Consider the following 13,097-nt stretch of genomic DNA (forward strand, 5'->3'; position numbering starts at 1 on the left):
GATTTATCCCCGTTCAGCTGCGCAGCAGTCGTCAAAACGTCGGATGCGGTACACCTGATGCGCTGTGGTTAGAGATTTTGGGGTCGCTTCGCGACCCAACGGGGATAAATCCCCTCGCCACAGATTAATCCCCCACCACAGGTATCAGGCCGAGTGCCGCACCATGTCCACATGCGGAATGCCTGCTTCCAGGAATTCTTCACTGACCAGGCTAAAGCCCAAGCGCTCATAGAACGCCGTGGCTTGTACCTGTGCGCTCAGCATCTGCTGCTTCAGTCCGCGCTTCTCGGCTTCACCGATCACCGCTTGCATCAGCGCATCGCCGACTTTCAATCCGCGCCAGTCTTTCAGTACCGACACCCGGCCGACGTGGCCGTCGGGCAGCAGGCGGGCGGTGCCAATCGGAAAGTCGCCTTCGAAGGCCAGAAAATGCACCGCCGTTGCGTCATCGGCATCCCATTCCAGCTCGGGCGGAACGGATTGCCCGGCGATGAACACCGTCTCACGAATGCGCCGGATCTCGGCGTTGTCCTTTTGCCAGTCTGCGACACGTACGTGAATTTTATTCATCAGCAAACCCCAGGCTTCCTTGCTTGACCAGTTCGCACAGCAAGCCGCGACCGTCTTCGTCGTTCAGCCAGTCGCCGAGGTTGTCGGTGTGCAGGGCGTCAGCGGCGCAGATCAGCTTCAGCAGCTCGCGCAGTTTGCCCGGCAGGTAACGGCTCTGGCCGCTGGCGAACAACAGCAGGTCGTCATCGACTTCGGACCAGGCCATGCGCGCGCTCGGGTTGCGAATCAGCACGGCGCCCTGTTCCAGGCTCGCGAGGAAGTCTTCTTCTTCGACTTCTTCGGGGCCGACGACCAGTTCCGGGTAGCGCGGCTCGGTCATGTACTGGCCGAACCAGGTCAGCAGCAGGCGCTCATCGCTCATGTGCTCGGCCAGCAACGCTTTCAGGCGATCAAGGGCGTCGTGCTGAATCTGGTGTGGATCGACCGCCGGCAGGGCGTCGGCATCGGTGTAGCGCTCTTCGTCGGTCAGGAACTGGCTAAGGAAGTCGGTGAAATGAGTCAGCACTTCAGAAGCGCTCGGGGCGCGGAAGCCGACCGAGTAGGTCATGCAGTCATCAATCGCAACGCCGCAATGGGCCAGGCGCGGCGGCAGGTAGAGCATGTCACCCGGCTCCAGAACCCACTCATCGGTGGCTTCGAATTCGGCGAGGATGCGCAGGTCCGCGTGTGGCAGAAGCTTGCTCTCGGAATCGCACATCTGACCGATTTTCCAGTTGCGCTTGCCGTGACCTTGCAGCAGGAACACATCGTAGTTATCGAAGTGCGGGCCGACGCTACCGCCCGGAGCAGCGAAGCTGATCATCACATCGTCAACGCGCCAGCTCGGCAGGAAGCGGAAGTTCTCCAGCAGTTCGCCGACTTCTGGCACGAACTGGTCGACTGCTTGAACCAGCAGGGTCCACTCGGTTTCCGGCAGTTTGCTGAATTCGTCTTCGGCGAACGGGCCGCGGCGCAATTCCCATGGACGCTCGCCGTGCTCGATCACCAGGCGCGATTCAACTTCTTCTTCCAGCGCCAGTCCGGCCAGTTCGTCAGGATCGATCGGGCTTTCGAAATCAGGGATCGCCTGGCGGATCAGCAGCGGTTTTTTCTGCCAGTAGTCGCGCAGGAATTCGCGCGCCGTGATGCCACCCAGAAGTTGAAGAGGAATATCAGGATTCATGTGTAACCTATTGAAAAAATGCACTTTTCAGACGGGAATAAAAACGCCCGGCGCTGCCGGGCGTCTCAAAAGGGTAAAACGGTCGATCAGATGCGTTTGGCTTGCTCTACAGCGTTGCCGATGTAGTTCGCCGGGGTGAGCAATTTCAGCTCGGCCTTGGCAGCCGCTGGCATGTCCAGACCGTCGATGAAAGTTTGCAGCGCTTCAGGGCTGATGCCCTTGCCACGGGTCAACTCTTTCAGCTTTTCGTACGGGTTTTCGATGTTGTAGCGGCGCATCACGGTCTGGATTGGCTCGGCCAATACTTCCCAGCACGCGTCCAGGTCGGCAGCAATCTTCTGAGCGTTGAGCTCCAGTTTGCTGATGCCCTTGAGGCTGGCTTCGTACGCGATCACGCTGTGGGCGAAGCCGACACCGAGGTTGCGCAGTACGGTGGAGTCAGTCAGGTCACGCTGCCAGCGGGAGATCGGCAGCTTGCTCGCCAAATGCTGGAACAGTGCGTTGGCGATGCCCAGGTTGCCTTCGGAGTTTTCGAAGTCGATCGGGTTGACCTTGTGCGGCATGGTCGATGAACCGATTTCGCCAGCGATGGTGCGCTGCTTGAAATACCCCAGGGAGATGTAGCCCCAGATGTCGCGGTCGAAGTCGATCAGGATGGTGTTGAAGCGCGCGATCGCGTCGAACAGCTCGGCGATGTAGTCGTGTGGTTCGATCTGCGTGGTGTACGGGTTGAAGCCCAGGCCCAGCTCGTCTTCGATAAAGGCGCGGGCGTTCTCTTCCCAATCGATCTCAGGGTAGGCCGACAGGTGAGCGTTGTAGTTGCCGACAGCGCCGTTGATCTTGCCCAGCAGCGGAACGGCAGCGACCTGAGCGATTTGACGCTCCAGACGGTAAACCACGTTCGCCAGCTCTTTGCCCAGGGTGGTCGGCGAAGCCGGTTGACCATGGGTGCGCGACAGCATTGGCACGTCAGCGAAACGGATGGCCAGTTCGCGGATGGCGTCGCAGGTCTGGCGCATCAGCGGCAGCATCACGTCATCACGGCCTTCGCGCAGCATCAGGGCGTGGGACAGGTTGTTGATGTCCTCGCTGGTGCAGGCAAAGTGGATGAATTCGCTGACAGCGGCCAGTTCCGGCAGCTTGGCCGCTTGCTCTTTGAGCAGGTACTCGATGGCTTTGACGTCGTGATTGGTGGTGCGCTCGATCTCTTTGACACGCTCAGCGTGCTCCAGAGCGAAGTTTTCCGCCAGGGTGTTCAGCACAGCGTTGGCTTCGGCGGAGAACGCCGGCACTTCGCTGATGCCAGGGTGAGCGGCCAGGCGCTGGAGCCAGCGCACTTCAACCAGAACGCGAGCACGGATCAGGCCGTATTCGCTGAAAATTGGGCGCAGGGCCTGGGTTTTGCCGGCGTAGCGGCCGTCAACAGGGGAAACCGCAGTGAGCGAAGAAAGCTGCATGGGGTGTTCTCGGACAGTCGGGCAACGAAATGGGGCGCGTATCATACATGAAAAAATCCGTCGGTCCGTTGCCAACTGACCAGCGTCTTACGCGTTACAAATTACAAAAGGTATTGCGGGCGCGGTTCAGCTGCTGCGCATCAGCGGGTAAAGCTCTTTCAGCAACTTGCGACGGCTGATCACCAGCTGCCAGCGATGACCGCCCAGCTGCCGCCACAGGCGCGCCGATCGAATCCCGGCCAGCAACAGGGCGCGGATCTTCGAAGCGTTACTCGGTTGTTGCAGGTTGCGCATGTCGCCATGGACCTGAATTCGCTGGCGCAGGGTGCTCAGGGTGTCCTGGTACAACGCACCGCAGGCAGCAATGACGTTTTCGTGCGCCGGGCCGAAGTGCTCGACCTGGGACTGAATCTGCGGCAGACGCTTGCCGATTACGTCCAGCATATCGTTGCGTTTGGCCAGCTGGCGCTCCAGCCCGAGCATCGCCAGCGCATAGCGCAGCGGTTCGCGCTGAAGGGTGCTTGGGTCGCGTTCCAGGGCGCCGATCAATGCGCGGTAACCTTCACGCAGATTGATGTCGTCGCCGCCGTACACTTCCAGGGTGTCTTTGGGGTCGCGAATCAGCAGGCTGCCGAGCATGCACGTCAGGCCGGCTTCGGCGGTCTGGCCGGTCTTGGCGATCTTGTCGACCAACACGGCGGCGAGGAACACGCCGCCCAGTGCTGTCAGTTGCTCCTGAGTCGGGTTCATTGCTGCTCGCCTTGAGCCGTGACTTTGCTGGTCCACGGCTCCGCGACTTCAATCACGCCGCCGCCGAGGCAGATTTCACCGTCGTAGAACACCACGGACTGGCCTGGGGTGACCGCGCGTTGCGGGTCATCGAAGGTCGCGCGGTAGCCGGTGGCAGTTTTTTCCAGCGTGCATGGCTGGTCGCTTTGGCGATAGCGGACTTTAGCGGTCAGCCGGCGCGGTTCGCTCAAGTCGATCGGGTTGACCCAATAGATGTCTGAAGCGAGCAGGGCGCGGGAGAATAGATACGGATGGTCGTTGCCCTGGCCAACGATCAATTCGTTGTGTTCCAGGTCTTTGATCAGCACGTACCAAGGCTCGTCACTAGCGTCTTTCAAGCCGCCAATGCCCAGGCCCTGACGCTGGCCGATAGTGTGATACATCAAGCCGTGGTGACGGCCGATAACTTCACCTTCGGTGGTCTTGATCTCGCCTGGCTGGGCCGGCAGGTATTGTTTGAGGAAGTCGCTGAAGCGGCGCTCGCCGATAAAGCAGATCCCGGTGGAATCCTTTTTCTTCGCGGTGGCGAGTTCGTGTTTCTCGGCAATCGCGCGCACTTCGGGTTTTTCCAGCTCGCCGACCGGGAACAGGGTCTTGGCGATCTGTTCGCCGCCGACGGCGTGCAGGAAGTAGCTCTGGTCCTTGTTCGGATCCAGGCCCTTGAGCAGCTCGGTGCGACCGTCGATGTCACGGCGACGCACGTAGTGACCGGTGGCGATCAGGTCGGCGCCGAGCATCATGGCGTAGTCGAGGAACGCCTTGAACTTGATCTCGCGGTTGCACAGGATGTCCGGGTTCGGCGTGCGACCGGCCTTGTATTCGGCCAGGAAGTGCTCGAACACGTTGTCCCAGTACTCGGCGGCGAAGTTGGCGGTGTGCAGCTTGATGCCAATCTTGTCGCACACAGCCTGAGCGTCCGCCAGGTCATCCATGGCGGTGCAGTATTCCGTTCCATCGTCTTCTTCCCAGTTCTTCATGAACAGGCCTTCCACCTCATAACCCTGCTCGATCAGCAGGAGAGCGGAAACGGAAGAGTCCACGCCGCCGGACATGCCGACAATGACGCGCTTCTTTTGTGTGTCAGAAGGGGCTGGATCACGCATAGGGATTCAATGAGTGTCTTGAAAAAGGACGCGATTCTAACAGGCCGAAGCCCGCAAGGCTAAAGAGAAGGGCGGATCAGTTCGAGGCCGAAGCGTTTGCCGTCCAGATAATCATCAATACAGCGGATGATCAGCTCACTGCGCCAGTTTGCGCGCTGTGCCAGCAGTTCGTCACGCGTCAGCCATTTTGCGCCGACGATACCGTCGTCCAGCTGATAGTCGGGGTGATGTTTCAGCGGTTTTGCGGTGAAGCAGACCCGCTGGTAAGTCACGCCGTTGCTCGGGGCTGTGTAGAGGTAAATGCCCACCACGCCGGTCGGCTCGACGTCCCAGCCGGTTTCTTCGAGGGTTTCACGCACGGCGGCTTCGATCAGGGTTTCGTCTGGGTCGAGGTGACCGGCGGGTTGGTTGAGCACCGTTCGTCCGCCCTTGGATTCTTCGACCATCAGGAAGCGGCCGTTGTCTTCGACGATGGTGGCGACGGTGATGTGGGGTAGCCAATCCATGAAGCTTCCTCAAATGTTGAATATTGGAACATTGAAACCCTGTGGGAGCGAGCTTGCTCGCGATAGCGGTGGGTCAGTCAATATCAGGGTTGAATGATAAACCGCTATCGCGAGCAAGCTCGCTCCCACATTGGGTCGGTGTGAAGGCCGCAAACACAAACCCCGGCACGAGGCCGGGGTTTGTGATGTTCCCTTACAACCTTAAACCAGCGCAGCGATCGCGGCGTTGAAGGTGTTGCTCGGGCGCATGGCCTTGCTGATCAGCTCGGCATTGGCGTGGTAGTAACCGCCGATGTCCACTGGCTTGCCCTGAACGGCGTTGAGCTCGGCAACGATGGTTGCTTCGTTCTCGGTCAGGGTTTTGGCCAGTTGGCCAAACTGCGCTTGCAGTGCAGAGTCTTCGGTCTGGGCAGCCAGGGCTTGAGCCCAGTACAGCGCCAGGTAGAAGTGGCTGCCGCGGTTGTCGATGTTGCCGACTTTACGCGATGGCGACTTGTTGTTGTCCAGGAACTGGCCTGTGGCCTGATCCAGGGTCTTGGCCAGCACCAGCGCTTTAGGGTTGTTGTAGGTAACACCCAGGTGCTCAAGGGAAGCGGCCAGGGCCAGGAACTCACCCAGGGAATCCCAGCGCAGGAAGTTTTCTTCCAGCAGCTGCTGAACGTGCTTCGGTGCCGAACCGCCAGCGCCGGTTTCGAACAGACCGCCGCCATTCATCAGCGGAACGATCGACAGCATCTTGGCGCTGGTGCCCAGTTCCATGATCGGGAACAGGTCAGTCAGGTAGTCGCGCAGTACGTTGCCGGTCACCGAGATGGTGTCCTTGCCTTCGCGAGTGCGGCCCAGGGTGAAGGCCATCGCGTCGACTGGCGACATGATGCGGATGTCCAGGCCGGACGTGTCGTGATCCTTCAGGTAAGCCTGAACTTTCTCGATCACTACACCGTCGTGGGCGCGCATTGGGTCCAGCCAGAAGATCGCTGGAGTTGCGCTTGCGCGAGCACGGTTGACGGCCAGTTTGACCCAGTCCTGGATCGGCGCGTCTTTGGTCTGGCACATGCGGAAGATGTCGCCGGCTTCAACCGACTGTTCTAGCAGCATGCGGCCAGCGCCGTCGGAAACCCGAACTACGCCGTTGGCCTTGATCTGGAAAGTCTTGTCGTGAGAGCCGTACTCTTCGGCTTTTTTCGCCATCAGGCCAACGTTTGGCACGCTGCCCATGGTGGTTGGATCGAAAGCGCCGTGCAGCTTGCAGTCTTCGATCACCGCCTGGTAGATGGTGGCGTAGCAGCGATCCGGGATCACAGCCTTGGTGTCGTGCAGCTGACCGTCGGTGCCCCACATTTTGCCGGAGTCACGGATCATCGCTGGCATCGAGGCGTCGACGATAACGTCGCTCGGCACGTGCAGGTTGGTGATGCCTTTATCGGAGTTGACCATGGCCAACGACGGACGAGCGGCGTAAACCGCCTGGATGTCCGCTTCGATCTGCGCTTGCTGCTCAGCCGGCAGGGCTTTGATGCGAGCGTACAGATCGCCGATGCCGTTGTTCAGGTTGAAGCCGATCTGCGCCAGCACATCAGCGTGCTTGGCCAGTGCGTCTTTATAGAACTCGGCAACGATCTGGCCGAACATGATCGGGTCGGAGACCTTCATCATGGTGGCTTTGAGGTGAACCGACAGCAGCACGCCTTTTTGCTTGGCGTCTTCGATCTCGGCAGCGATGAAGCTGCGCAGAGCGTTTTTGCTCATGACTGCGCAATCGAGGATCTCACCGGCTTGCACGGTGGTTTTTTCTTTCAGGACGGTGGTGGTGCCGTCTTGAGCGATCAGTTCGATTTTGACGGCGTCAGCGGCGTCGATCAGGGCAGCTTTTTCGCTACCGTAGAAATCGCCGGTGCTCATGTGCGCGACGTGGGACTTGGAGTCCGCAGCCCAGGCGCCCATTTTGTGCGGGTGCTTGCGAGCATAGTTCTTGACCGACAGCGGTGCACGACGATCGGAGTTGCCTTCGCGCAGAACCGGGTTCACGGCGCTGCCCTTGATCTTGTCGTAACGCGACTTGGCGAGCTTGTCGGCGTCGCTGGTCACGGTTTCCGGGTAGTCAGGCAGTCCGAAGCCCTGGGCTTGCAGTTCCTTGATCGCGGCTTGCAGTTGCGGAACCGAGGCGCTGATGTTCGGCAACTTGATGATGTTGGCTTCAGGCGTAACGGCCAGGTCGCCCAGTTCGGCGAGGTGGTCGGCTACGGCTTTGTCACCCAATTGCTCGGGGAAGCTGGCCAGGATGCGCCCTGCAAGAGAGATATCGCGGGTTTCCACGGCGATATCAGCGGAGGCGGTGAAGGCCTCTACGATAGGCAGCAGTGAATAGGTGGCGAGGGCGGGAGCTTCGTCGGTGAAGGTATAGATGATCTTCGAGCGGGTGGGCATATTCGGATTAACTCTCTCTTCTTTGCTAAAGCGTGCGCAGAAAAACTCGAGGGGCGCCGGGTAAGCGCGTTCGTTCAAAGTCATCCATGAGCCGAATGTCGAGATTTCTTCGCGGTGATGTTGGGTGCATCAGTCGAGCGTCAAGCGGGTGGACTGCGGTAACAGTCCGGCTTTTTCGGGCCGTGGGTCTCGTAGTAGAGCAGTCGGCCGTCGTGACTCTGTGGTCAGCGGGCTGCATTATACATAGGTAGCTGGCAATCTGCCGATGGTTCATATGCAACGATTCTCGTCCATTGGTCTAAAGGTCGCAGGGGCGAGTGGGGCGTAGAGTCTTGCACCGTGCTTGAGTTTGGCGCTTTTCCCTTTGCTTTCAGGCTTGTACGTCGCGAACTGTGCAGCTTTGCGGCAGATGGTTGGAACATAGGGTTTGCGTGCCGATTTAACTGGGGTACGCTCGAACGAAGCCAGATGTTCAATCCAAACAATGGAGTTCAGCATGGGATACAAGAAGATTCAGGTTCCAGCAGTCGGCGACAAAATCACCGTCAACGCGGACCATTCTCTCAATGTTCCTAACAACCCGATCATCCCCTTCATCGAAGGTGATGGTATTGGCGTTGATATCAGCCCGGTCATGATCAAGGTTGTCGATGCTGCTGTTAAGAAGGCTTACGGCGGCGAGCGCAAAATTTCCTGGATGGAAGTCTACGCCGGGGAGAAAGCGACTCAGGTTTACGACCAGGACACCTGGCTACCCCAGGAAACCCTGGACGCAGTTAAAGATTACGTGGTTTCCATCAAGGGCCCTCTGACCACCCCGGTCGGTGGCGGCATCCGTTCCCTGAACGTGGCCCTGCGTCAGCAACTCGACCTTTATGTCTGCCTGCGCCCTGTGCGCTGGTTCGAAGGCGTGCCTAGCCCGGTCAAGAAGCCAGGCGACGTCGACATGACGATCTTCCGTGAGAACTCGGAAGACATCTACGCCGGTATCGAGTGGAAAGCCGGTTCGCCGGAAGCGACCAAAGTCATCAAGTTCCTTAAAGATGAAATGGGCGTTACCAAGATCCGTTTCGACGAAAACTGCGGTATCGGCATCAAGCCGGTTTCGCTGCAAGGCACCAAGCGTCTGGCGCGAAAAGCTCTGCAGTATGTGGTCGACAACGACCGCGACTCGCTGACAATCGTGCACAAAGGCAACATCATGAAGTTCACCGAAGGTGCCTTCAAGGAATGGGCCTACGAAGTAGCGGCTGAAGAGTTCGGCGCGACCCTGCTCGATGGCGGTCCGTGGATGCAGTTCAAAAACCCGAAAACCGGCAAGAACGTTATCGTCAAAGATGCCATCGCCGACGCCATGCTCCAGCAGATCCTGCTGCGCCCGGCCGAATACGATGTGATCGCGACCCTGAACCTGAACGGCGACTACCTCTCCGACGCCCTGGCGGCCGAAGTGGGCGGTATCGGTATCGCACCGGGTGCCAACCTGTCCGACACCATTGCGATGTTCGAAGCGACCCACGGTACTGCGCCGAAGTACGCTGGCAAGGACCAGGTCAACCCGGGCTCCCTGATCCTGTCCGCAGAGATGATGCTGCGTCACATGGGCTGGACCGAAGCAGCTGATCTGATCATCAAAGGCACCAACGGCGCGATTTCCGCCAAGACCGTGACCTATGACTTCCACCGTTTGATGGAAGGCGCGAAACTGCTGTCTTCGTCTGCGTTCGGTGATGCGCTGATTTCGCACATGTAAGCGAAATCCAGGCAATACACTCTCAAGCCTAAAAAAAGCCGCCCGACTCAAGTGATTGAGTCGGGCGGCTTTTTTATGACTGGATGGTAAGTGCGATCTCAGGCCGTAACGGTCTGTTCACCAGCGGGAGCGGTGACTGCCTGAGCATCAACAGGCGCGCTGATGTTCACGGCATGCAGGCCTTTTGGGCCCTGAATGATCTCAAAGACGACGGCTTGCCCGGCTTTCAGGGTTTTATAACCGTCCATCTGGATGGCCGAGTAGTGGGCGAACAGATCTTCGCTCTTGCCTTCCTCATTGATGAAGCCGTAACCCTTGGCATTGTTGAACCATTTGACCTTGCCGCTGACCTTGACACCTGACATACCCATATCCCTCTGCAACAGACTCCATCACTGGAGTATCATCCAGTTCATCCGCAGTCATTTCCTGGAAATAAGATTGACTCCGCGGACCTTTTTTACCCACTGTGGGCTCTATTGGTTGTAACACCGTTTTCCCGATAGTCAAGGTGACCGGGCAGTCGGAGTTGAAATCGACGATGGCCGCCCCCACCACTGTATTCGCACAACTGACGAACCTTTCTTTCCATGCATGCAATCAGCCAGATTCGACTAACATTCAATCAGGATCGCCCTGATTCACACGACGACGATTCCGCAGGCATTGCTGTTCAGGAGGCAAAGCCTGCTTTACAGGCGCCGCCGATGTACAAGGTGGTTTTGTTTAATGATGACTACACACCGATGGATTTCGTCGTCGAAGTGCTCGAGGTGTTTTTTAACCTGAATCGCGAGCTGGCGACCAAGGTCATGCTGGCCGTCCACACAGAAGGACGGGCAGTATGTGGAGTGTTTACCCGCGACATCGCCGAGACTAAGGCCATGCAGGTCAACCAGTACGCCAGGGAAAGCCAGCATCCGCTACTCTGTGAAATCGAGAAGGACGGTTAATCGCCGACCACTTGGGTATGAGGTGAAGCTATGTTAAACCGCGAGCTCGAAGTCACCCTCAATCTTGCCTTCAAGGAGGCTCGATCGAAACGTCATGAATTCATGACCGTCGAACACCTCCTGCTGGCCCTATTGGACAATGAGGCTGCCGCCACCGTTTTGCGTGCCTGCGGCGCAAACCTCGACAAACTCAAGCACGATCTGCAGGAGTTCATCGACTCCACCACGCCATTGATCCCCGTTCATGACGAGGATCGTGAGACCCAGCCAACCCTGGGCTTCCAGCGTGTTCTGCAACGTGCTGTCTTTCACGTACAGAGCTCGGGCAAACGCGAAGTGACTGGCGCCAACGTACTGGTCGCGATCTTCAGTGAGCAAGAGAGTCAGGCAGTGTTCCTGCTGAAACAGCAGAGCGTTGCGCGCATCGATGTCGTCAACTACATCGCACACGGCATTTCCAAAGTGCCGGGGCATGGCGATCACTCTGAAGGTGAGCAAGATATGCAGGACGACGAGGGCGGTGAGTCTTCATCTTCAGGCAATCCTCTGGATGCTTATGCCAGCAACCTCAACGAACTTGCGCGCCAGGGTCGTATCGATCCATTGGTAGGTCGTGAGCTGGAAGTCGAGCGCGTCGCACAGATCCTGGCGCGTCGTCGCAAAAACAATCCGCTGTTGGTGGGCGAAGCAGGCGTGGGTAAAACCGCGATTGCCGAAGGCCTGGCCAAGCGCATTGTCGACAACCAGGTGCCGGACTTGCTGGCCAACAGCGTGGTGTATTCCCTCGATCTGGGCGCCTTGCTGGCCGGAACCAAGTACCGCGGCGATTTCGAGAAACGCTTCAAGGCGTTACTCAATGAGCTGAAAAAACGTCCGCAGGCGATCCTGTTCATCGACGAAATCCACACCATTATCGGTGCAGGTGCCGCATCGGGTGGCGTCATGGATGCCTCGAACCTGCTCAAACCGCTGTTGTCGTCGGGTGATATCCGCTGCATAGGTTCGACCACGTTCCAGGAATTTCGCGGGATCTTCGAGAAGGATCGTGCCTTGGCACGACGCTTCCAGAAGGTCGATGTGTCGGAGCCTTCGGTAGAAGACACCATCAGCATCCTGCGCGGCTTGAAAGGGCGTTTCGAAACGCACCACGGCATTGAATACAGCGATGAAGCCCTGCGTGCGGCGGCTGAGTTGGCCTCACGCTACATCAATGACCGGCACATGCCGGACAAGGCCATCGACGTCATCGACGAGGCGGGTGCCTACCAGCGCCTGCAACCGATCGAGAAGCGCGTGAAACGCATCGAAGTGCCTCAAGTCGAGGACATCGTTGCGAAAATCGCGCGGATTCCGCCTAAGCACGTCAACAGCTCCGACAGAGAGCTGCTGCGTAACCTTGAGCGTGACCTGAAGCTGACAGTATTTGGCCAGGATGCCGCAATCGACTCACTCTCGACCGCGATCAAACTGTCCCGTGCCGGCCTCAAGTCGCCTGACAAGCCTGTCGGTTCGTTCCTGTTCGCAGGGCCGACCGGTGTCGGTAAAACCGAAGCGGCGCGTCAGCTGGCCAAGGCGTTGGGCATCGAACTGGTTCGCTTCGACATGTCCGAGTACATGGAGCGCCACACCGTATCGCGTCTGATCGGTGCGCCTCCAGGCTATGTCGGGTTCGACCAGGGCGGTCTGCTGACCGAAGCCATCACCAAGCAGCCTCACTGCGTGCTGTTGCTCGATGAGATCGAGAAGGCGCATCCGGAAGTCTTCAACCTGCTACTGCAGGTGATGGACCACGGTACGCTGACCGATAACAACGGGCGCAAGGCGGACTTCCGTAACGTGATCGTCATCATGACGACCAACGCCGGTGCCGAAACGGCAGCTCGCGCTTCGATCGGTTTCACCCATCAGGACCACTCGTCCGATGCGATGGAAGTGATCAAGAAGAGCTTCACGCCAGAGTTCCGCAACCGTCTGGACACCATTATCCAGTTTGGTCGCCTCAGCCATGAGGTCATCAAAAGCGTGGTGGACAAGTTCCTTACCGAGCTTCAGGCGCAGCTGGAAGACAAGCGCGTGCAGCTGGAAGTGACGGACGCGGCGCGCACCTGGTTGGCAGAAAGCGGCTACGACACGGCAATGGGCGCTCGACCAATGGCGCGTTTGATTCAGGACAAGATCAAGCGTCCGCTGGCGGAAGAGATTCTCTTTGGCGAACTGGCCGACCATGGTGGTGTGGTTCACATCGATCTCAAGGACGGCGAGCTGACCTTCGATTTCGAGACCACGGCTGAAATGGCCTGACAGTTATCGCAAGAAAGCAAAAGGCGCCGAAAGGCGCCTTTTTGCTGTCCGCCAGATGTGCGCCGATCCCCTGGTA

The 13,097-nt window shown here is 58.5% G+C and carries 11 protein-coding genes; 3 read left to right on the forward strand and 8 right to left on the reverse strand.

Annotated features, from left to right (window positions below):
* Positions 1 to 144: 144 nt before the first annotated feature.
* The 7 genes from ACA059_RS10915 to ACA059_RS10945 all read right to left on the reverse strand — a co-directional run bounded on the left by ACA059_RS10915 (position 145) and on the right by ACA059_RS10945 (position 8,014).
* Positions 145 to 570, reverse strand: coding sequence for a GNAT family N-acetyltransferase (locus ACA059_RS10915; RefSeq protein ID WP_497633778.1), 426 nt, complete (start codon positions 568 to 570; stop codon positions 145 to 147).
* A complete protein-coding gene (locus ACA059_RS10920; protein ID WP_497633779.1) occupies positions 563 to 1,732 on the reverse strand; it encodes a ribosomal protein uL16 3-hydroxylase in 1,170 nt (389 codons plus the stop codon). The genes ACA059_RS10915 and ACA059_RS10920 overlap by 8 nt, the downstream gene beginning before the upstream one ends.
* A gap of 86 nt (positions 1,733 to 1,818) precedes the next feature.
* Complete coding sequence (purB, locus tag ACA059_RS10925) at positions 1,819 to 3,189, reverse strand: adenylosuccinate lyase (protein ID WP_008146027.1); 1,371 nt, start codon at positions 3,187 to 3,189, stop codon at positions 1,819 to 1,821.
* A 126-nt stretch (positions 3,190 to 3,315) separates the two neighbouring features.
* Positions 3,316 to 3,939 (reverse strand): high frequency lysogenization protein HflD, encoded by a 624-nt coding sequence (hflD, locus tag ACA059_RS10930; protein WP_497633780.1) that lies wholly within the window; start codon positions 3,937 to 3,939, stop codon positions 3,316 to 3,318.
* Entirely contained in the window at positions 3,936 to 5,081 is a 1,146-nt protein-coding gene (mnmA, locus tag ACA059_RS10935; RefSeq protein ID WP_497633781.1) for a tRNA 2-thiouridine(34) synthase MnmA, read from the reverse strand. Before mnmA ends, hflD begins: the two co-directional genes overlap by 4 nt.
* Positions 5,082 to 5,140: 59 nt before the next feature.
* Positions 5,141 to 5,587, reverse strand: coding sequence for an NUDIX hydrolase (locus ACA059_RS10940; RefSeq protein WP_497633782.1), 447 nt, complete (start codon positions 5,585 to 5,587; stop codon positions 5,141 to 5,143).
* A 201-nt stretch (positions 5,588 to 5,788) separates the two neighbouring features.
* Positions 5,789 to 8,014 carry an NADP-dependent isocitrate dehydrogenase gene (locus tag ACA059_RS10945; protein WP_497633783.1) on the reverse strand — a complete coding sequence of 742 codons (2,226 nt, stop codon included), beginning with the start codon at positions 8,012 to 8,014 and terminating at the stop codon, positions 5,789 to 5,791.
* Between the two features lie 496 nt (positions 8,015 to 8,510).
* Between ACA059_RS10945 and icd the strand changes: the two genes are divergently transcribed.
* The gene (gene icd, locus ACA059_RS10950) at positions 8,511 to 9,767 is read left to right on the forward strand and encodes an NADP-dependent isocitrate dehydrogenase (RefSeq protein ID WP_010458895.1); all 1,257 of its coding nucleotides are present in this window, start codon (positions 8,511 to 8,513) and stop codon (positions 9,765 to 9,767) included.
* Between the two features lie 98 nt (positions 9,768 to 9,865).
* Here icd and cspD read toward each other — a convergent pair whose 3' ends face one another.
* Positions 9,866 to 10,132, reverse strand: a complete 267-nt coding sequence (cspD, locus tag ACA059_RS10955; protein ID WP_149630304.1) for a cold shock domain-containing protein CspD — start codon at positions 10,130 to 10,132, stop codon at positions 9,866 to 9,868.
* Between the two features lie 225 nt (positions 10,133 to 10,357).
* Between cspD and clpS the strand changes: the two genes are divergently transcribed.
* A complete protein-coding gene (gene clpS, locus ACA059_RS10960; RefSeq protein WP_046032480.1) occupies positions 10,358 to 10,720 on the forward strand; it encodes an ATP-dependent Clp protease adapter ClpS in 363 nt (120 codons plus the stop codon).
* A gap of 30 nt (positions 10,721 to 10,750) precedes the next feature.
* Complete coding sequence (gene clpA, locus ACA059_RS10965) at positions 10,751 to 13,021, forward strand: ATP-dependent Clp protease ATP-binding subunit ClpA (RefSeq protein ID WP_497633784.1); 2,271 nt, start codon at positions 10,751 to 10,753, stop codon at positions 13,019 to 13,021.
* Positions 13,022 to 13,097: the final 76 nt, after the last annotated feature.

Source organism: Pseudomonas sp. LBUM1647 (assembly GCF_059716175.1).

Excerpts from the sequence above, each read along its gene's own strand:
- ACA059_RS10920 (WP_497633779.1), bottom strand. The coding sequence starts at position 1,732 with ATGAATCCTGATATTCCTCTTCAACTTCTGGGTGGCATCACGGCGCGC.
- ACA059_RS10945 (WP_497633783.1), bottom strand. The coding sequence starts at position 8,014 with ATGCCCACCCGCTCGAAGATCATCTATACCTTCACCGACGAAGCTCCC.
- icd (WP_010458895.1), top strand. The coding sequence starts at position 8,511 with ATGGGATACAAGAAGATTCAGGTTCCAGCAGTCGGCGACAAAATCACC.
- ACA059_RS10940 (WP_497633782.1), bottom strand. The coding sequence starts at position 5,587 with ATGGATTGGCTACCCCACATCACCGTCGCCACCATCGTCGAAGACAAC.
- mnmA (WP_497633781.1), bottom strand. The coding sequence starts at position 5,081 with ATGCGTGATCCAGCCCCTTCTGACACACAAAAGAAGCGCGTCATTGTC.
- hflD (WP_497633780.1), bottom strand. The coding sequence starts at position 3,939 with ATGAACCCGACTCAGGAGCAACTGACAGCACTGGGCGGCGTGTTCCTC.
- cspD (WP_149630304.1), bottom strand. The coding sequence starts at position 10,132 with ATGTCAGGTGTCAAGGTCAGCGGCAAGGTCAAATGGTTCAACAATGCC.
- ACA059_RS10915 (WP_497633778.1), bottom strand. The coding sequence starts at position 570 with ATGAATAAAATTCACGTACGTGTCGCAGACTGGCAAAAGGACAACGCC.
- purB (WP_008146027.1), bottom strand. The coding sequence starts at position 3,189 with ATGCAGCTTTCTTCGCTCACTGCGGTTTCCCCTGTTGACGGCCGCTAC.
- clpS (WP_046032480.1), top strand. The coding sequence starts at position 10,358 with ATGCATGCAATCAGCCAGATTCGACTAACATTCAATCAGGATCGCCCT.
- clpA (WP_497633784.1), top strand. The coding sequence starts at position 10,751 with ATGTTAAACCGCGAGCTCGAAGTCACCCTCAATCTTGCCTTCAAGGAG.